Below are 19,423 nucleotides of genomic sequence, written 5' to 3'. Positions count from 1 at the left end.
TCTCCACACAATGGAACAAAGGACATGCTAACTGCTCAAGAAGCTTTAGAACGATTAAAACAGGGTAATGAACGTTTTGCACATGGTGAAACCAATCTGACTAAATTTTTGACGCATCAGCAACGATCTGAAATGATGGACAGCCAAGAGCCATTTGCCATTATTTTAGGTTGTTCAGACTCTCGTGTTCCGGCAGAAATGGTTTTTGACCAAGGTTTCGGTGATTTATTTGTGATTCGTGTTGCAGGTAATATTGTTGCACCGTCGCAAGTGGGCAGTGTGGAATTTGCCGCAGATAGTTTTGGCTGTCCCTTGGTTGTTGTTTTAGGGCATAGCCATTGTGGTGCGATTCATTCAACGATTGAAGCGTTGAAGAACCCGAATACACCACCTTCTGCAAATCTTATGTCAATTGTAAACCGTGTGCGTCCTTCAGTTGAAATTTTAATGCAAACTGAGTTGAAAGATGACTTAGAAAAGCTATCAATGCATGCAGTAAAATCAAATGTTTTTGCTTCAGTTAATCAATTACGCCATGGTTCAGCCGTATTAGAAAACTTAATTGCTAAAGGTAAATTAAAAGTTGTTGGTGCTGAATATTCTTTGGAAACGGGCGAAGTTTCTTTTTATGATTTTTAATGTTTGAAATTGTCATCATAAAAAAATCCCACTTTAAGTGGGATTTTTTTATCGGTATAGACTCTTAGAATCTATAACCAATTTTTAAACCATAAGCGATTGCATTGTTATCTTTAAACTCTGCAACATAAGTATCGCCACCTGATTGAGCACCTGTTTGTGCTTTTGCATCACCTAACCAGAAGTATTTAACACCACCAGCGATGAACGTTGCAGGCGTAGGGCTATATTGGACACCTAAGCCCACATTCCAATAACCTTCTGTAGGGCCTAAAGTTGAAACAGGGTTACCCGCACCAGAGTCCCAGCCTACTGCAACAGTTCCTGACCATAGGTCATTGATTTTACGACCAACACCCGCTGTCACTGTATATTGATCATCAGAATATTCAACTAGGTTAAAACCATTTGGACGGTTAACTAGACCACCGATTGCTTGAGAAACTTTACCAAATTTTAACGGTTGGATTGAGAAGTCTTTCCAATTTACCCAACGTAGGTTTGCAAAAGCAATGGTATTTGCCATGATCCCTGTTTGTAAATCGATGTTAACAGACTGTGGCGTTGTAATTGTCGTTTTACCGTTGGCAGCAGCAATTGCTTTTGCCGCAGCAGTACCAGTATCACCAAGTAATGCTAATGCACCAAGTGTAGGAATCGATTCATTAATATTCACATCATGATCAATTTCAGAACGATAAGTTACCGATGCTTTTAATGCAATATCTGGAATCTGATATGCAGCACCCGCTAACCAACCCACGCCGCCAGTTTCTTTGATATTTGCATCATAGCCATTATATAAGCTATATGCTTGACCACGCAGACTAACATTCCCTTTAATGGTTTGGTAAACACCACCACCATAGAAGTTTAAGTTAGCAATGGGTTGAAAACCAAAAATCATTGAAATATTTTGGGTATCGACTTTAACTTTGGTGTTGCCCTTACCGAGTGTACTATTTGCTCCTGCAATACCTTGATCAATTCTGCCTGTAACAACATTTTTTACTGCAGCATCAATACCTGCTTTATATGTAGCGTCAGTACCATATCTAGTCAATGAGTCTCGAAGTGCCTGTTGACCATTTGCCGTGGTTAAGTCAACACCTTGAGCTTGCAGGAATCCACCAACGCGTTGTTGTGCAGTCATTGCATTAAATGTGGAGTCAATCGTACTGTTGCGCAGAGCGGTTAATCGATCTAGAGGCAATACAGTATCGTGATCAGATGAAACGAAAGCATTTTCACCAGAATATGCAGCATCTGCACCAAATGGTTTGTCATATAAAAGACCAAATGAAACTTGATCTGTTAGTTGTAATTTAATCGCTGCTGATGGAAAGTAATAATCATCTCCCATATCATTGATTTCACGATATGGTTTAGGCGTATCTCCCGCTTCTCGACCTTCAACAGTTGGGTCTAAAACTGAAATACCAGCTTCAAAATAATTATTAGGTTGAAGGAATGCCGAAATAGATTGGCCTGAGCGATCCATTGCTGCGGCAAAAACACCAGTCATTGGCAAACTTGCAGCAATTATCGCGATTGATAAATGTTTTAATTTCATTTTAATTTTTCCCTAATATAATAAAATGAATACTTTGAAGTACTTAAGTTTTGAATGAGAAATAATTTTGATACTTAAATATACAACTCAAAGTTACTTCTATTTACAAAATAACATATAAAAAATAAGAGTAAATACTCTAGGGTATGAATTAGTGAAAAAAAAATGAACTATGTAGTTTAGTTTGCAGAGAGAGAATGTAGAAAAAAATATAAAGATGAGATTATTTATAGAGATATTGAAAAAAATTAAACTGAAAATAATAAAATATAGATATTTTAGGACTTGATGGGCTGCATAAAATATAACCAGATGGTCAAAATAAAGCTGATTTTATTCGGCAATATAAAGTGGTCAAGATTAAATCTTTGTAAAGATAAAAACTCACTTTTTATTCTTGTTCAATTGTGCGCCCTGCGGGACTTGAACCCACGTCTGTCGCTTAGGAGGCAACTGCTCTATCCAGTTAAGCTAAGGGCACAATAAGCAAATAATTTACCGTATATGCATATGAAAAAAAAGCTATTATCGAAATAATAGCTTTGTGTTAGATTTATTTTTCTTCAGTCTTTATTTCATTTGGATTTAAAATATCAAACAGGACTAACATCAGGGTAATCCATACAGGAATCATCAATACAGACTCTTTAAATCCTTGATCCCACATGATATATAAAACGATACCAATAAAAATAATCACCACAAAATTACTAACAGGTGCCCAAAGTGCAGGGTACTTACTGGTTTGATTGGTCAAACGTAGAGCACGCTTAAACTTCAAATGCGTGAGTGTAATCATTAACCAGTTTAAAACTAAAGCACCAACCACCACATACATCAAATGACTTAAGGCATCTTCTGGTAAATAATAATTTAAAGGTACACAACCCAAAATTAAAAATGCAGAAAGTAATACGGATGGAATTGGTACACCGTGTTTATTGGTTTTGGTAAAAATTTTAGGTGCATTGCCTTGCTTTGCTAAACCATAAAGCATACGGCTATTGGCATACATCCCACTGTTATAAACAGATAATGCAGCAGTTAAGATAATAAAGTTAACCAGATGAGCTGCCCATGCAATCCCAATCATACTAAAGACCATAACGAATGGACTTTTATCTAAACCACCAAAATTTAACTGGTTCCAAGGCACCAAAGACAACAGAATAATCATTGAACCTACGTAAAAGATAAGGATACGTGGCACAACTTGATTAATCGCTTTAGGAATAGTTTTTTCTGGGTCTTTGGCTTCGGCCGCAGCCATACCAACTAATTCAATACCACCAAAACCAAACATAAGGAAAGCCAGCATATAGAATAAGCCGTCAAATCCATTTGGAAAAAAGCCACCATGAGACCATAAGTTTGAAAAAGCGATCCCTGAACTTACATCTGCGGTCAGAACCAAATAAATACCAAATACAATCATTGCAACAATAGCAGTGACTTTAATGATGGATAACCAAAATTCGGATTCACCGTAAAATTTCACATTTCCTAAGTTGACCAGTGTAATCACAACGAAGAAAAACAGTACAGACACCCAGTTTGGAATTTCAGGCCACCAATAATTGATGTATTTGCCGACCGCAGTTAATTCTGTCATTGCAACTAGGATGTACAGCATCCAATAGTTCCAACCGGTTAAAAAACCAGGAAATTTACCCCAATATTTATTGGCAAAATGGCTAAAAGAACCGGCAACGGGTTCATGTACAATCATTTCCCCAAGCTGACGCATAATTAAAAAAACGATCAAACCACCAATGGCATAACCCAAAATAATGGATGGCCCAGCTTTTTCGATCACATGTGCTGAACCTAAGAATAATCCTGTACCAATTGCACCGCCCATGGCAATCAATTGGATATGACGATTCTTAAGTCCACGCTGTAATTGTGTAGACTCGTTGCTCAATGTGTACAACTCTATTTATGCGAATTTAATTATTGTAATAGATTGGTTACTTTTAGCCTAGTATGCGATAGATGTATGGAAAGGAACTGTGAGGTCAAAAAATAATATATTGAATTTTTTTATTCATTTTCAATGAAATAAGATTAATTGTAAATTTTCAAAGCAAACTAAATCTGTTTAATATTTAAGCTTTATGCCAAGATTTATTTAAGACTTAAGTCAATCTGTCAGTATTTTACTCAAAAAAAGGGTAGTATAAAACTGAATGAAGATTCATTATTTTAGACAACAAAGAGAATTGAAAGGAATACGATAAAATGAGCGCTGCACCACAAATCAAAATCCCAGCAACCTATATGCGTGGTGGTACCAGTAAAGGTGTCTTCTTTAAACTCGATGATTTGCCTGAACGTGCACAAATAGCGGGGCAATCCCGCGATCAGTTATTACTCCGTGTGATTGGTAGTCCAGATCCATATGGAAAACAGATTGATGGGATGGGCGGGGCGACTTCAAGTACCAGTAAAACAGTTATTTTAGCCAAGAGTTCACAAGCAAATCATGATGTTGATTATCTGTTTGGGCAAGTGTCTATTGATAAAGCATTTGTAGATTGGAGTGGCAACTGCGGTAATTTAACCGCTGCTGTCGGTTCATTTGCAATCAGTAATGGTTTGGTTGCAGCTGATCGGATTCCAGAAAATGGTATTTGTACAGTTCGTATTTGGCAAGCCAATATTCATAAAACAATTATTGCCCATGTGCCTATTACTCAGGGACAAGTTCAAGAAACGGGTGATTTTGAATTGGATGGTGTCACTTTTCCAGCGGCAGAAGTTCAAATTGAATTTTTAGATCCTGCTGATGACGGGGAGGATGGTGGAGCAATGTTCCCTACGGGAAATGTTGTAGACAGCTTAGAGGTTCCTGAAATTGGTACATTTCAAGCAACTTTGATCAATGCAGGTATTCCTACAATTTTCTTAAATGCCGAAGAGCTTGGATACAACGGAACTGAATTACAAGACGATATTAACAGTGATGTAGCAGCATTAGCGCGCTTTGAAAAAATCCGTGCTTATGGTGCGGTAAAAATGGGCTTAATCCAAGACATCAATGAAGCGGCTAATCGTCAACATACCCCAAAAGTGGCATTTGTATCCAAACCTAAAAGCTATACTTCTTCTAGTGGTAAACAGGTGAGTGAAATCGATACAGATTTATTGGTGCGTGCATTATCGATGGGTAAATTACATCATGCCATGATGGGAACAGCTGCGGTCGCGATTGGAACAGCTGCAGCAATTCCAAATACCTTGGTGAATTTGGCTGCCGGAGGCGGTGAACGGGAAGCAGTACGCTTTGGACATCCTTCTGGAACACTTCGCGTGGGTGCACAAGCTCTAAATGAAAAAGGGCAATGGGTTGTTAAGAAAGCCATCATGAGTCGTAGTGCACGTGTATTGATGGAGGGTTGGGTTCGAGTGCCAGCAGATAGTTTTTAATCGTTTTTATCTGCTTTCAAATAGCATTTAAGTGATTTGATCGTTGAAATTTTTAGAACCTTGCATCTGCAAGGTTTATTTTTTGTGATTTACATCAATAAAAGTACTAATTTTGTATTGTGTGTGGCAAAATAGTTACAGTATTTTATCATACTTACTTTATGTGATAGCAATTCTGATGATTTGCTGTTGTAAAAAATTAATACATTAAATGCTGATTTCAATAGATTAAAAATTTATTGGCTTCGAGGTGGCGTATGGAACAAGAGTCTAAAAAACTACGAGATAGCCTTGAAGACATCAAAGTTTTTGAATATTTACAAGATATTGATAAATTGCATCTGGTTTCTTTTATTTCACAAATTCCTTTACCCATCGCTTTATTTGATCAGGAAGCGCGGTTTTTAGGGGTAAATCAAAAATTTGCTGATATTTATGAAAGTGATGCATTGTACTTGTTTGATAAGTTACTCAATACATTTTCGACCGTTGTTTATGCACATTTTAATGAGGCAATGCGTTATTTCTCAAAAAATAAAAATTATTTTGAACAAGAATTCTACGTCAAAGGAAAATTTTATCTTTCTTATTTTAAAGCAATACGTAACCAATATGATGAGATTGAAACAGTGGTAGTCGTATGTTCGGATATAACGCGTTTGAAGCGCCGTGAAAATGTACTTTTGCAAAATAATAAAAAATTGCACGATCATCTCTATTTAGATTTTGTCACAGGCTTACAGAATGCTTTTGCTTTTGAGCATTATTTAGATAAAGTCTGGCAAAAAAGTCGTGACTCGCATTTGTCTTTTCTTAAAATTGATTTGGATAATTTTAAACGATTTAATCAACTCAATAGTTATACTGCAGGTGATGAGGTTCTAATACAGCTCGGTTCTGTATTAAATGAAGCGATTGCTCAAACTGAAGAAGCAGAAATTTTTCGCTTAAATTCAGCAAGCTTTGTTATTGTGATTGAACATCTAACCGAGTGGGCAGTGGTGACGCTTGCGGAACGGCTTAAATTTGCAGTCACCAATGAAAAGATATTGTTTGGTAGTAATAATGAATATCTTACTGCATCTATCGGAATCTATCATTTAGATCCACACAATCAGCCAACTGAGGTGGATGTCTTACAAAAATTAGAGTTTGCAGTACGTTCTGCCAAAGAAAAAGGCCGAAACTCACTGTTTTTATTAAAAAATGAAATATAGATGCCTTGCACTTATTCAAATGATTGCGTTGGAATTAAAGGATGAGAATTATAGTGACTCATAGTAGAATGTTCTGACTCACCCAATTTACCAATGTATCTAAAACTACTGATTTTAGTTTTAGCGATTCGTACAAACCGAGGCAGATGTGACTTCTATTCCCAATGTTAATGCAGAAATTTTAAAACGAGCGCAAGTGCAAATTCAGCAAGATTTACAAGCTGCTTTAGATGCTTTTTCATTGCCAGAGCCATTAAAATCTGCAGTGCATCATACGGTGATGTTAGGTGGAAAACGAGTTAGACCTGCTTTAAGTTATGCAACTGCACAATTAAAACAAAATAATCCGAATTTTGCAGCCGTGCGTAGAGCTGCGGTTGCGATTGAGTTTATTCATTGCTATTCATTGGCACATGATGACTTGCCATGTATGGACAATGACTTGTTACGTCGCGGACAGCCAACCTGTCATGTGGCTTTTGGTGAAGATACAGCGCTATTGGCAGGTGATATTTTACAATCGATGGCATTTGAGGTATTAGGAAGCCGTCTATTCGATCAAGGTCAAGCTGTTGAACAGGGTATTATTCTTAAACAGATGCAAATCTTAGCCACAGCAAGTTCAAAAATGGTATGTGGTCAGGTTTTAGATTTACAGGCTGAAGGCAAACATGTTGATCAAGCACAGTTAGAAAATATCCATCGCAATAAAACAGGGGCTTTAATCCAAGCTGCAATTATGCTGTCTGCCGTGACAGTTTTTTCAGGTACAGATCAAGCCATTCCACAATTGCGTCAATATGGTCAAGCGATTGGTTTAGCATTTCAAGTACAAGATGATATTTTAGATGTGGTGTCTGACACTGAATCTTTGGGCAAAACTGCGGGCAAAGATCAACAAGTAGATAAGTCGACCTATCCTGCCTTAATGGGCTTAGAAAATGCCAAAATTTATGCGCAACAATTACATGACCAGGCATTTAAAGCTTTAGCGTATTTTGGTGAGGATGCACAGGAATTGAATCAAATTTCGCAATTTTTGTTGGCAAGAAAAAGCTAATTTAATAGAGATCAAATATTTTTTCCATGATGGATGTCACTGAGTCAATTTCCGCTTCGGGGATATAAATTTCAATATCACTGGAATTATTCCATCTGAACGAATTAACCAACAGCTTTAGGGTTAATCGTCCGTTTTCAAATGAATATTCGATGTCTCTGGTTTTAAATCCATATATTTGATCAGTATATTCAATGTAAATACTGCTTGGACATTCTAGTTCATCCCGACATAGGGTTATATATCTCGGTGGGTCATCCTCGAACCAAAAGGTAATAGAGCAAAGCCCATCATCTTCAAACTCTTCATCTTTCTGTATTTTATATAATTTCATTTTAATATCGATCTTTAAATCTCGAATGCAGATGCAAAGAGAGGATTTTTAGTAGCGTGAAATTTAACTATAGATGACGGAAAAAAAAGGATCAATTGTTCAACCTTAAAACTTAAGCGGCATTTTTAAAAATAAAAAAATAGGCAACCCATCGGCTGCCTATTTTTTAACGATTTTTACCGCGCTAAATTAGTTTCTACCCATCACACCGCGAATAGTATTCATAATATCTGCTGGGAGCACAACAGTTTTGGCATTATTCGATTTGGCCATGTCTTGCATTGCTTTGACATATTGCTCACCGAGTAAGTAGGCAACAGGGATTTCTTTATCACCCACAGCAGAGGTCACCATTTCAATGGCACGCTGTGAAGATTCAGCCAATACAACCTGAGCTTCCGCATCACGGCGAGAGGCTTCTAAACGCCCATCCGCTTCTAAAATAGCGGCCTGTTTTTCACCATCTGCTTTGGTCACAGTTGCACGACGTTGACGTTCCGCAGCAGCTTGGGCTTCCATCGCTGATTGCATGGTGTGTGATGGTTGAATATCTTGAATTTCCACGGTTTTTAGTGTGATACCCCAGTCTGAGATATCATCAGAAATCGCCGCTTTTAATTTCGCTTTGATATGATCACGTGATGACAATGCATCATCTAGATCCATTTCACCGACGATTGAACGGAGTGAAGTTTGTACCAAATTTTGAATTGCCCAAGTGTAGTTTTCAATACCATACACCGCTTTTTCTGGTGTGGTTAAATTGATATAAGCCACAGCATTCATCACCAATACCGCGTTATCACGGGTGATGACTTCTTGTGATGGGATATCTAAAACAATATCTTTAGTGGTGACTTTATAAGCTACTTCATCCACATACGGAATGACAAAGTTTAAACCTGGACTTAGTGTGGTGTGATATTTACCTAAACGTTGTACGATCCATTTATAACCCTGAGGAACAATACGCACGCCTTTGAAAATGGTCACAGCCACAAACAGAAATAAGACTAAAACAACAATAGAACCAAAACCCATTTAATTTTCCTCTTTATTCTTCATTATTAAGATGATGAATGTAGTTGTACCACTAAATCATTACCTAAAATATCAGTCACACGTACACGGTCACCTACTTGTACAGGCGATAAAGTACGGCAATTCCATTCATCAGAACCCAAAACAGGCATTGGAAAACGAACACGAATTTGATCATGGCTAAGCCCAATTTGAATGACCATACCCGTTTGACCAATGGTTGCTTCACGAGAAAGCCCAGCTTTGGTTTTATCTACAGATAGAGGTTTAATGAATTTAAACCACGCCACAGTACAAATGATGGATAAGATAATCCAGCATACGACTTGCAGGGTGAAACTCATACTTGGAAATAACCACAACAAAATACTGACCACAACTGCAGCGATACCAAACCATAAAGCAGCAAACGCTGGTAACACCAGTTCAGATAGAATCAGCAATATGCCAAGTACAAACCAATGCCACGGTTCAAAAATAAAGTTCATACATCTACTCTAGTGATTATCATTGATATAGATGACGGATCATCTATATCAATGTAGCAGATCATTTAAGTGATGCATATAAAAACGTGATTATTCTCGTTTTCAATCATGCTTGATGATATGAACCCTTTTGCGCTATTAAAATTTTGCTCGTGGTGCAGGTTTTAATGCAGCAGGTGTTTTCTTAAAGTTATTGATTGCAGTTTGAATGGCGATGATTTTGCCTTGGGCTGCTTTTTCACCTTCTAAAATTGCTTGGTTACTGGACTTAAGATCAAGCGTGCCTAAGTGCCCAACTTTAGGTTGAATCACAATATTGGCCTGAGCTAACTCATTGTTAATACTTTGTTGTCCCATGATATTAATGGTTTGATCCAATAAGCCCCACATATTCATCGGTTGGCTACCACTTGGACGTGCAGAAATATCGACCGCAATCACGATATCTGCCCCCATATCACGTGCAGTTTGGACCGGAATTGGACTAACTAAGCCGCCATCAACATATTTGGTATTGCCAATGGTTGCGGGTACAAAAACATTGGGAATACTGCAAGAAGCACGAACTGCTTGGCCTGCATTCCCTTTAATAAATTCTGCTTTTTTACCATTGTCTAAGCGTGTAGCAACTGCTGCAAAACGGATTGGAAATTGTTCAATCGGTTTATTGGCAACATTACGATTGACATAATCTTGTAGTTTTTGACCAAGAACAATACCTTGGCTATTTAAGGTTAAATCACGCAAATCAGATTCTTTCAATTGCTGTGCAATTTGCTGCATTTGATAGGGGGTTTTACCGCTGGCATAGATACTGCCGACAAAACTTCCAGCACTGGTTCCAGTCACAATTTTAGGTTTGATCCCATGAGATTCTAAAACCTTGAGCACACCAATATGAGCGAAACCTTTTGCACCGCCGCCACCTAAAGCAATCGCAATAACAGGCTCACGTGCTTTAATTGCCGTGGTCTGAGTTGGTGTTTTGGTGGTTTTGTCACAGCCAACAAGGGCTAGACCCAATAAGCCTATAAAACCGAGTTGTTTAAAACGCATGGGGGTATTACTTTTGATCAAAATATATGTTGCACATCTGAACAGATTGTCTCTGTTTTTTCTAGCCATTTTTCAATAGTTTTTGTAAAGGGATCGATAATAATTTAGGCCTTTTAGGTGAAAAGTTACCTTTAAAACGCGATAAAATTTCTGCTAAATCTTGCTCATAATCTCCAGAAGGTTGCAAAGTACCCAAACAGTGAATTCGCTTTTTCTCGTAATCGAGCGAAAAAATTGCAATCGGTATATTGGCGCCCATTGCAATATGATAAAAACCACTTTTAATTTTTTCCGCTTTTTTCCGGGTACCTTCAGGTGCGATTGCAATCCAAATTTTATCTTGTTGTTGTATAACCTTAACAATCTGTTGAGTGAGTCCATGCGGTGAATCACGATGCACAGGAATCACGCCAATCCATTCAAAAAGTGCTTTGAGTGGTGGTTTAAACAAGCTATCTTTGCCAAAAATTGTGACTTTAACACCAATACCTAACATGGCGAGGAAAGCATATAAACCATCATAATTCGAAGTGTGTGGTGCAATAAATACCACTGCTTTGGGTAAGTTGGGAAATTCACCTTCAAATCCCCAGCCTTGAACTAAGTAAAGGTTTTTAAAGATGTTACGACTGGTGCTTGTACCACGTTGGGGCACTTGATCTGGTATGATCGGAAAGTTTTGTGACATTGTGTTTTTATATGACTGCTCTTGTATTGATTTTAGTTTTTGCTTAATAGTAACTATCTGCAAAATGCAAATATTACAAAATTCGTAGATTAAAGCAATACATACAAGATCTAATTAGGCCCATTTATATTGACATCGTTCGAGCTTAGATTACATGCGAAACACCTATTTGTTGTTATTTTCACTGTATTGGGCGCAAGGTTTACCTGTTGGTTTTATGACCCATGCTTTACCAGTGATTTTACGTTCACAAGGGGTGTCTTTGGCCCATATCGGTGGCTTTGGATTACTCATGGCACCTTGGGCAATTAAAATTTTATGGGCGCCTTTTGTGGATAGCTTTGGACATCGTTCCAAAGGGCATTATCGAAGTTGGATTATTCCAACCCAAGTTTTAACCATTGCTATCCTGAGCATTTTATCTTTTTTACCGATTCAATCCCTGAATGAACCGATTTATTTATTATTGTTTTTTATGGCGTTGCTCTGTATGAACAGTATTGGTGCAACCCAAGATATCGCGACGGATGGTTTAGCGGTGAGTATTTTAAAAGGGGATCAGCAACATATCGGGAATATGTTTCAAGTCATTGGTTCTCGTTTAGGATTTATTGTTGGGGGCGGGGCAATTTTATGGGCAATGGACTGGCTAAGTTGGCAAAATACATTTTTGATTTTGGCTGGCATTGTGGCATTAAATACAATTCCTATCTGGTTTTATCAAGAACCAGAACACTTGAAAAAGGCTGCTTCACCACATTTACAGAATCAAGCTGCAAAGCACTTTATTGAAAAATTTAAAACCTACTTAAGCTACTTTTTTGCCAATAAAAAATTAAGAACGTGGTTCTTTGTGCTTTGTACCATCAAAATAACCGATGGCTTTACTGGTCCCATTACCAAGCCTTTGTTGGTTGATCTTAACTTAAGTCTTTCTCAAATCGGCATTTATATCACGATGTTGGGGGCATTTTCTGCATTATTCGGTGCAGGTTTGGCCAGTTTATTGCTAAAAAAACTAAAGCGTCACCAAGCCTTAATCTTATTTTCTATTTTGAAATTGATCAGTTTAGCGGGATTCGTATGGTTAGCAGCTCAATATGAACAATCGCACTTTGTAGCGCCGTGGTTAATTTATTTGATCAACGCTTTAGAAGATATGTGTGCTGCAATGCTTCTAGTCGTGATCTTAACTTTAGTAATGCAATATAGTCGTCATGAACATGCAGGTACAGATTTCACTTTTCAGGTCTCTGTTATGGCAACAATCAGTGGGTTACTGTATACATTAAGTGGCGTGATTGGCGATCAATTGGGATATTTAAATTTTTTAAGTTTGATTTTAGTGATTGGTATTTTTTGCCTAATTCCGATTATGTATTGGATTAAAAATATACAATATACATAATATTGTGGGCTTGGGTTTGATAATGAGTATAATTACTATTGAGTATGTGGTGCGATGATTAGTGGTTTTTTGATTGAATGAAATAGATTAAATAATTTTTCTTAGGGATAGTTAAGATTATAATATATTGTCATGATGTAAAATAAATTGTTTGATTAGTGCGGTTTGACTTAATACATGAATCTCTTTGATTTAATGTGATTTTACCTTTATTTTTTAATAAAAGCTTGATGTGTTTTACATTGATTGGAAAATAAAAAATTACTTTTTCGTCATTTTTTTACGTATAGAAAGCAATTCGTGTATTATTCTTTTGTTGGATTTAGAATAACTTTAGCTCCAAATTATTAACTTTAAATGAATTATTTTGAATGGAATAAGCAGTATTATAATCTACGGGCTATAAAATAATACTCATTTTTTTTGTGGATGCTTTATTTGATTTTAATTTTCTCAGATTATGAGAAATAGAAAGGCGATTACAATTAAGATCAGTGGTGCAATATGCTTGGGAAAGTGCTTTTTAAGTTCAGTTTAAGCTTCATTTTTTAACTTAACACCATTGAAAAGAGTATCACCACAGTAATGTCTAACTTAATACAGCGTATAAAACGACGTGAAGTCTCCATTTCCCTGACTGCTTTTAATTTTATTGTCGCAGTGTGGTTAGGCTTGTGCCTAAATTTTAGTTTTTTAAATAAAGTTCAGTCTCTAACGCCTTATCAGGGAGTTAAAGCACAACTTTTTCTGATTGCGACAGCTTTTGTACTGGTTGCTTTATATAATCTGTTATTGCAAATTTTAGATTGGAAATGGACAGCAAAATTTTTTGCAATTGTCTTGGTCTTCATCGGTGGCTTTAGTGCTTATTTTGTTAACTCATTGGGTGTCGTGATTTCGCCTGATCAAATTCAGAATATGGTACAAACAGATCCTGGTGAAGTAACAGACTTACTTTCTTTACAATTTTTTATTTGGACACTGGGTTTTGTTATTTTACCCATCATTTTGATTCTATGGATAAAAATTAAACCAGAAAAAATTGGCAAAGTACTGTTATTTAAAAGCCTAAATATTGCGGGCTCTTTCGCTGTTATAGCAGCATTATTATTTGTTTTCTATGTGGATTATGCTGCTATATTTCGTGAGCATCGTGACTTAAAAGGCATGATCTCTCCACAAAATACAGTGGCTTCAACACTGTCTTATTTCCATAAAAAAACACCGAAAAAGAATCTACCTTTGATTCGTTATGGTGAAGATGCACATTTAGTCAACGATGCGACTTTACAACATAAACCTAAACTGATGGTTTTGGTGGTTGGTGAAACCGCACGTGCAGAGAGTTTTTCTTTAAATGGTTATGCAAAGAATACCAATCCTGAATTGTCAAAGCAGGCTGATCTAATTAATTTTTCTCAAGTCAGCTCTTGTGGTACCGCAACCGCAGTTTCAGTACCTTGTATGTTCTCAGGCATGCCGCGTAAAGATTATGATGAGCAACTTGCCAGTCATCGAGAAGGTTTGCTGGATATTGCACAACGTGCAGGCTATAAGGTGACATGGATTGATAATAACTCAGGCTGCAAGGGGACTTGTGATCGTGTTGAGAAATTTGTTATCCCTCAAGATTTAGAGAAAAAATGGTGCCAAGGTGGCGAATGCCAAGATGGTATTTTGGTAGACAGCTTAAACCTATATTTAAGTCAATTACCAAAAGATGATAAGCAACCACATTTGATCGTATTACATCAAATGGGAAGTCATGGACCTGCATATTATAAACGCGCACCTGAACAATTTAAAAAATTCAAACCGACTTGTGAAACCAATGCGATACAAGGCTGTTCATCGACTGAATTGATTAATACCTATGATAATTCGATTGTCTATACAGACCATATTTTAAATCAATTGATTGAAACTTTGAAACAGCAAGAAAACTATCGTGCAGGGTTCTGGTATTTATCTGACCATGGTGAGTCTACAGGTGAACGTGGTATGTATTTACATGGTGCGCCTTATGCGATTGCACCTACTCAACAGACCCATGTACCTATGCTGATGTGGTTTTCAGATGCATGGAAATCTGCAGCTGCAAAACAAATCAATTGTTTAAATCAACAAAAAGGGGCAACATTGAGTCAAGATAATTTATTTCCAAGTCTTTTGAGTTTGCTAAATGTCCAGACTCAAGTCATAGATCAAAAAAATAATATGTTGCAGCAATGTGCTGTACAAAGCTGATTGAAAGGATATAAACCATGACCAAAATTTTGATGATAGAAGATGATTTTATGATTGCAGAATCATCTAAAACATTGTTGAAATATCAAGGCTTTGATGTGGAATGGGTGAATAATGGTTTAGATGGCCTAAAGCTTATTTCGGAGAAACAATTTGATTTGGTCTTACTTGATTTAGGCTTGCCTATGATGGATGGGATGCAGGTCTTAAAACAAATTCGCCAGCGTTCGAGTTTGCCTGTTCTGATTATTTCAGCACGTGATCAATTGCAAAATCGTGTTGAAGGCTTAAATCAAGGCGCAGATGATTATTTGATTAAGCCCTATGAGTTTGATGAACTGGTGGCTCGTATCCATGCATTATTACGTCGCACAGGTGATACAGCGAAAGAAGTAACAGGAAGTGCTTCAAATCTGTTAAAAAATGGTGAAATTGTTTTAGATGTTGAACAGCATATTGCCACAATTAGAGGCGAAACGGTGGAGTTATCAAACCGTGAATGGGCGATTCTCATTCCGTTAATGACCCATCCCAATAAAATATTTTCTAAATCTAATTTAGAAGATAAATTGTATGCTTTTGATAGCGAAATCAACAGCAATACAATTGAAGTCTATGTGCACCATATCCGATCGAAATTGGGTAAAGATATTATTCGTACAATTCGTGGGTTAGGTTATCGTTTGGGGCAACCACAAAAAGCGGAATGATATGGAAACTGCATTTTCCTTAAGAAAGCGTTTAATTCGTTATACGTCTATTTTTAGTATCTTACTTGGTTGTGTGTTGGTTTTTTCAGCATATAAAATTTCTTTAGAAGAGATCAATGAAATTTTAGATGCTCAGATGGTCTATCTGGCAGAGCGGGTGGAGTTAAATCCACGCCCCATTGAAAGTCATTTTGATATCCACAAACGCTATCATGAAGAAGATCTATTCATAGATGTTTGGGCATATGCTGAACCTAAACAAGCCCAAAATACGCCGCATCATGTCATTGTTGAGCCTAAGCAAAAAGCGGGTTTTTATAGTCAAGAAACAGCACACGGCATATGGATTACCTACATTCTACCAACTGCAAATTATCAGATTCAAATCAGCCAGCAGGAAAAAGTCAGAGAGCATTTGGCTTTAGAGCTTGCTGGTAGCATGTTTCTTCCATATTTACTGATCATTCCATTTGCTTTGTTGGGGTTGGTTTATATTATTCGTCGCAGTTTAAAACCACTTGAAGACTTTAAATCTGAACTGGCAAAACGTGATTCAAACTCCTTGATCGCAATTCAAAATGCCCACTATCCAGAAGAATTGCTGCCGACGATCCATGAAATGAATCATTTGTTTGAGCGAATTTCTGTTGCTCAACAAGAACAGCGACAATTTGTGGCAGATGCTGCACATGAGTTACGCACCCCCATCACTGCATTGAATCTGCAAACTAAAATTTTGATGAGTCAGTTTCCTGAAGAGGAAAATCTACAAAATTTAAGCAAAGGTTTGGCACGGATGCAGCATTTGGTTACGCAACTGCTTGCCTTAGCAAAGCAAGATTCTTCATTAAGTCATGAAGTTCAAGTGACTCAATTTAAGTTGAATGATGTGGCACTCAATTGTGTTGAACAGTTGATGAATCTTGCGATGGAAAAAGATATCGATCTTGGCTTTGTGCGTAATGAAACAGTGATTTTAAAAAGTGTAGAACATAGTCTTCATTCAATCATTTTTAATTTAATTGATAACGCAATAAAATATACCCCTGTTTCAGGCATGATAAATATATCAGTCTTTGAAGATGTTCATGATTTTGCTTATGTTTTGATTGAAGACAGTGGTTTAGGAATTGACCCAGAGATGTACGATAAAGTCTTAAAACGCTTTTATCGCGTACACCATCACTTAGAAGTGGGTAGTGGTTTGGGATTGTCGATCGTGGATAAAGCCATTCAACATTTAGGTGGTGAACTGTCTTTATCCCGTAGTGAAGAATTAGGCGGACTCAGTGTCTTGGTCAAAATCCCAATCCAGTGTGATATTAAAACAGAGAAGTGAGATGCTTGGAAAATGAATGATTCCATTTCTACATTAATGGAAGTGGTTCATTTTTCTTCATATATTGAAAAAATTCTAAACATTTTTGCATTCTACGACCATCACTGCCAAGTTTACCCAAATTAAAGTTTGCAACCCAATTGAGTTTATTGCCTATACGGCAAATTTCGTTGTATTTTGATTTACTTGGATAAATTTCTCCAATAAAAATATCGCAAGCTTGAGCAAGCTCATCATCATTAAAACGGAATGCTGTTGAGAAAATAAAACATAACCAATCTCGAATTTGGCAGGTTTCTAAGTCCAGCACTTCACCGGGATCTGTTTCAAAGTCGATAAAAGTAAATGTTTTGTCCTTATTGACTAAAATATTTCGTGCAAATGCTTCGCTTAAATAACTGTCTTTGTGATGTACAGCTTGAATGGCAAAGATTGCTTCACGATAAAATTCGAGTTTTTTAGCTGTATTTCCTTCCATTTGTGCCAATGCCTGATCAAGTTGCATGACATCTTCACCTTGATCAGCAGCATCTTCAATCAATAGACCTTGTGAACAATTGGCTAAAATTTGTGGTGTTGGAATACCTAATGAATTTAATTCTGTCAGACGATGAACTTCACAATAAATCGATTTACTACCACCATAATTTGGAATAGGGGTGAGTGCTTCAATATTGAGTATACGTGCAACCCATTTTAATGGGACATAAATCCAAGCTGAGTGGCGTTCAGAGGCTTTTTTAAGCCACACTTTGCCATCACCCAACTGATAAGACTGAATGTTTTGGTCTTGAATTTTAAGCGAATTGCGGAGAAATTTAGAAAAATTACTCATATTTTGCACGTATAAGATTACTAAATTAATTCAAGTATAAACAAAATATAAAAAATTGTAAAAATTAAGATTTCTTTAATAATTTAATATTTAAATTCTGACAAAAATGTAATACTTTGAGTGACGCATATAACGATATATCACTTGATTTGGTATTTTAGATTGGAATAAAAAGTAGATCAGCGCTTAAATAAGCGACAATGACGAGTAATTTATTTTTAAATGTCTAATAGATGATTGCTTTTGTAAAAGTAAGCTTTGGAATGATTTTTAAATGTGGCTAAGCTCTATCAAGCATGAAACTTTTATCATGACATCGAAATTAACTGTATGAAGATCAAGTTTGCAATGTCACGTTTTACGTTTAAAGTTTTAATCACTTTGTGTAGGCGATGCTTCACGCTAGAAACACCACCTTTGTTTCATCGATATTTAAAACGATGTCAGTATTGAATGCTCATTTTGACGCATACAAGAAGCTTATTTTTAGAATCGCATTTTTAATAAAGATAATAGTATATGGCTGAATATTTTGGATCGTTAGGTTGTAAATTTTTTATAAAAAATACGATAAATAATTAAATTAAAAGTGAAAATAATCCAGCCTGTCCAAAGGTTATGGCTAAGAAAATGCGCACCACGCATCATTTGCCCCCAACCCGTAATCAAACCAAGCACCAGACCTAAGACTAAGAAAAGATAAGCAATTTTAGAATTTGACTGTCTAAATACAAAAAAGCCGGTGAGCAGTGAAAAACCTGTACTGGCATGGCCACCCGGAAAACAATGTCCATTGCTTGCAGAAAAATCCCAAACATAGCCTAAAGCAGTTGGTTCTGTCATGGACCAAGGACAGGCATGTGCTGAGTGGGATTTGAAAATACCAATCAGTGCAGTGGATAAAACACTAATAAAAAATAAATAGCCCAATTGCCATTGATAGGTTTTTAATTTTGCAACTTTAAAAGACGCAATCCATGAAATTAGGACTGCAATATAAAAGGCAATGACAATATGTTTAAGTAGCTTGTGATTAATTTCAATAAGAAACCAATTGTTCTTGAGTGGGAAATGACCAGTGCTATCTATCCACGGCTGGATAAAATACATATCGATTGCACCGCCAACAGGAAAGACAAAGAACAATATTAAAAATAATATTCCTAACAATAAACTGTTATTTATGAAAAATTTATTTGTATCGGAATAGGGCATGAGGCGAGTTACTCAATATAATCGTTTTAATCTGCGCTTATTAGAAAAAAACAACCTTAAATTAGACTTAATTGTTGAATAATGAGCAGTCTTATTATTGGGCAGTGATACAGAAGAAAATATCTATGATTATTTTAAGATAGC

At 36.6% G+C, this 19,423-nt stretch carries 16 protein-coding genes and 1 tRNA gene; 8 read left to right on the top strand and 9 right to left on the bottom strand.

Features of this window, described 5'->3' with window-relative positions:
• Positions 1 to 24: 24 nt before the first annotated feature.
• On the top strand, positions 25 to 639 hold the full coding sequence (locus tag L3V46_RS17085) for a carbonic anhydrase (RefSeq protein WP_004722639.1): 615 nt from the start codon (positions 25 to 27) through the stop codon (positions 637 to 639).
• 64 nt (positions 640 to 703) lie between these two features.
• Here L3V46_RS17085 and L3V46_RS17080 read toward each other — a convergent pair whose 3' ends face one another.
• The 3 genes from L3V46_RS17080 to L3V46_RS17070 all read right to left on the bottom strand — a co-directional run bounded on the left by L3V46_RS17080 (position 704) and on the right by L3V46_RS17070 (position 4,136).
• Positions 704 to 2,212, bottom strand: coding sequence for a long-chain fatty acid transporter (locus L3V46_RS17080; protein WP_209826718.1), 1,509 nt, complete (start codon positions 2,210 to 2,212; stop codon positions 704 to 706).
• Positions 2,213 to 2,620: 408 nt separating this feature from the next.
• Positions 2,621 to 2,693 (bottom strand) — tRNA-Arg (locus tag L3V46_RS17075).
• 72 nt (positions 2,694 to 2,765) lie between these two features.
• Complete coding sequence (locus L3V46_RS17070) at positions 2,766 to 4,136, bottom strand: amino acid permease (protein WP_034616126.1); 1,371 nt, start codon at positions 4,134 to 4,136, stop codon at positions 2,766 to 2,768.
• A gap of 317 nt (positions 4,137 to 4,453) precedes the next feature.
• On the opposite strand from L3V46_RS17070, the gene prpF reads away from it, so the two are divergent.
• The 3 genes from prpF (at position 4,454) to L3V46_RS17055 (ending at position 7,918) form a co-directional block, all read left to right on the top strand.
• Complete coding sequence (prpF, locus tag L3V46_RS17065; RefSeq protein WP_034616129.1) at positions 4,454 to 5,641, top strand: 2-methylaconitate cis-trans isomerase PrpF; 1,188 nt, start codon at positions 4,454 to 4,456, stop codon at positions 5,639 to 5,641.
• 257 nt (positions 5,642 to 5,898) lie between these two features.
• Positions 5,899 to 6,858 (top strand): diguanylate cyclase, encoded by a 960-nt coding sequence (locus tag L3V46_RS17060; protein ID WP_034616133.1) that lies wholly within the window; start codon positions 5,899 to 5,901, stop codon positions 6,856 to 6,858.
• A 148-nt stretch (positions 6,859 to 7,006) separates the two neighbouring features.
• Positions 7,007 to 7,918, top strand: a complete 912-nt coding sequence (locus L3V46_RS17055; protein WP_004819495.1) for a farnesyl diphosphate synthase — start codon at positions 7,007 to 7,009, stop codon at positions 7,916 to 7,918.
• Between the two features lie 523 nt (positions 7,919 to 8,441).
• Here L3V46_RS17055 and L3V46_RS17050 read toward each other — a convergent pair.
• The 4 genes from L3V46_RS17050 to L3V46_RS17035 form a co-directional block, all read right to left on the bottom strand.
• The gene (locus L3V46_RS17050; protein WP_004722624.1) at positions 8,442 to 9,293 is read right to left on the bottom strand and encodes an SPFH domain-containing protein; all 852 of its coding nucleotides are present in this window, start codon (positions 9,291 to 9,293) and stop codon (positions 8,442 to 8,444) included.
• Between the two features lie 26 nt (positions 9,294 to 9,319).
• Positions 9,320 to 9,781, bottom strand: coding sequence for an NfeD family protein (locus L3V46_RS17045; protein WP_004819499.1), 462 nt, complete (start codon positions 9,779 to 9,781; stop codon positions 9,320 to 9,322).
• Between the two features lie 138 nt (positions 9,782 to 9,919).
• Positions 9,920 to 10,837, bottom strand: a complete 918-nt coding sequence (locus L3V46_RS17040) for a patatin-like phospholipase family protein (RefSeq protein WP_004819500.1) — start codon at positions 10,835 to 10,837, stop codon at positions 9,920 to 9,922.
• A 61-nt stretch (positions 10,838 to 10,898) separates the two neighbouring features.
• The gene (locus L3V46_RS17035; protein ID WP_239046343.1) at positions 10,899 to 11,525 is read right to left on the bottom strand and encodes a 1-acyl-sn-glycerol-3-phosphate acyltransferase; all 627 of its coding nucleotides are present in this window, start codon (positions 11,523 to 11,525) and stop codon (positions 10,899 to 10,901) included.
• 154 nt (positions 11,526 to 11,679) lie between these two features.
• On the opposite strand from L3V46_RS17035, the gene L3V46_RS17030 reads away from it, so the two are divergent.
• The 4 genes from L3V46_RS17030 to L3V46_RS17015 all read left to right on the top strand — a co-directional run bounded on the left by L3V46_RS17030 (position 11,680) and on the right by L3V46_RS17015 (position 17,229).
• On the top strand, positions 11,680 to 12,933 hold the full coding sequence (locus L3V46_RS17030; RefSeq protein ID WP_239046342.1) for an MFS transporter: 1,254 nt from the start codon (positions 11,680 to 11,682) through the stop codon (positions 12,931 to 12,933).
• 585 nt (positions 12,934 to 13,518) lie between these two features.
• Positions 13,519 to 15,180: a phosphoethanolamine--lipid A transferase gene (locus L3V46_RS17025; RefSeq protein ID WP_239046341.1), complete on the top strand. Its 1,662-nt coding sequence runs from the start codon at positions 13,519 to 13,521 to the stop codon at positions 15,178 to 15,180.
• A 17-nt stretch (positions 15,181 to 15,197) separates the two neighbouring features.
• Positions 15,198 to 15,890 carry a DNA-binding response regulator PmrA gene (locus tag L3V46_RS17020; RefSeq protein WP_004819508.1) on the top strand — a complete coding sequence of 231 codons (693 nt, stop codon included), beginning with the start codon at positions 15,198 to 15,200 and terminating at the stop codon, positions 15,888 to 15,890.
• A 1-nt stretch (position 15,891) separates the two neighbouring features.
• Complete coding sequence (locus L3V46_RS17015) at positions 15,892 to 17,229, top strand: ATP-binding protein (protein ID WP_034616156.1); 1,338 nt, start codon at positions 15,892 to 15,894, stop codon at positions 17,227 to 17,229.
• Positions 17,230 to 17,257: 28 nt separating this feature from the next.
• On the opposite strand, the gene L3V46_RS17010 is transcribed toward L3V46_RS17015, so the two are convergent.
• Complete coding sequence (locus L3V46_RS17010; protein WP_239046340.1) at positions 17,258 to 18,064, bottom strand: lipopolysaccharide kinase InaA family protein; 807 nt, start codon at positions 18,062 to 18,064, stop codon at positions 17,258 to 17,260.
• 540 nt (positions 18,065 to 18,604) lie between these two features.
• Positions 18,605 to 19,279 carry a phosphatase PAP2 family protein gene (locus L3V46_RS17005; RefSeq protein ID WP_239046339.1) on the bottom strand — a complete coding sequence of 225 codons (675 nt, stop codon included), beginning with the start codon at positions 19,277 to 19,279 and terminating at the stop codon, positions 18,605 to 18,607.
• Positions 19,280 to 19,423: the final 144 nt, after the last annotated feature.

This window comes from Acinetobacter sp. AG3 (genome assembly GCF_022343575.1).
GTDB lineage: Bacteria > Pseudomonadota > Gammaproteobacteria > Pseudomonadales > Moraxellaceae > Acinetobacter > Acinetobacter guillouiae.
This window is presented reverse-complemented; position numbering and strand designations above follow the sequence as displayed.

Bases quoted from the DNA above. Each gene is read 5' to 3' on its own strand.
- L3V46_RS17085 (WP_004722639.1), top strand. From the start codon at position 25: ATGCTAACTGCTCAAGAAGCTTTAGAACGATTAAAACAGGGTAATGAA.
- L3V46_RS17080 (WP_209826718.1), bottom strand. From the start codon at position 2,212: ATGAAATTAAAACATTTATCAATCGCGATAATTGCTGCAAGTTTGCCA.
- prpF (WP_034616129.1), top strand. From the start codon at position 4,454: ATGAGCGCTGCACCACAAATCAAAATCCCAGCAACCTATATGCGTGGT.
- L3V46_RS17060 (WP_034616133.1), top strand. From the start codon at position 5,899: ATGGAACAAGAGTCTAAAAAACTACGAGATAGCCTTGAAGACATCAAA.
- L3V46_RS17050 (WP_004722624.1), bottom strand. From the start codon at position 9,293: ATGGGTTTTGGTTCTATTGTTGTTTTAGTCTTATTTCTGTTTGTGGCT.
- L3V46_RS17045 (WP_004819499.1), bottom strand. From the start codon at position 9,781: ATGAACTTTATTTTTGAACCGTGGCATTGGTTTGTACTTGGCATATTG.
- L3V46_RS17040 (WP_004819500.1), bottom strand. From the start codon at position 10,837: ATGCGTTTTAAACAACTCGGTTTTATAGGCTTATTGGGTCTAGCCCTT.
- L3V46_RS17035 (WP_239046343.1), bottom strand. From the start codon at position 11,525: ATGTCACAAAACTTTCCGATCATACCAGATCAAGTGCCCCAACGTGGT.
- L3V46_RS17030 (WP_239046342.1), top strand. From the start codon at position 11,680: ATGCGAAACACCTATTTGTTGTTATTTTCACTGTATTGGGCGCAAGGT.
- L3V46_RS17025 (WP_239046341.1), top strand. From the start codon at position 13,519: ATGTCTAACTTAATACAGCGTATAAAACGACGTGAAGTCTCCATTTCC.
- L3V46_RS17020 (WP_004819508.1), top strand. From the start codon at position 15,198: ATGACCAAAATTTTGATGATAGAAGATGATTTTATGATTGCAGAATCA.
- L3V46_RS17015 (WP_034616156.1), top strand. From the start codon at position 15,892: ATGGAAACTGCATTTTCCTTAAGAAAGCGTTTAATTCGTTATACGTCT.
- L3V46_RS17010 (WP_239046340.1), bottom strand. From the start codon at position 18,064: ATGAGTAATTTTTCTAAATTTCTCCGCAATTCGCTTAAAATTCAAGAC.
- L3V46_RS17005 (WP_239046339.1), bottom strand. From the start codon at position 19,279: ATGCCCTATTCCGATACAAATAAATTTTTCATAAATAACAGTTTATTG.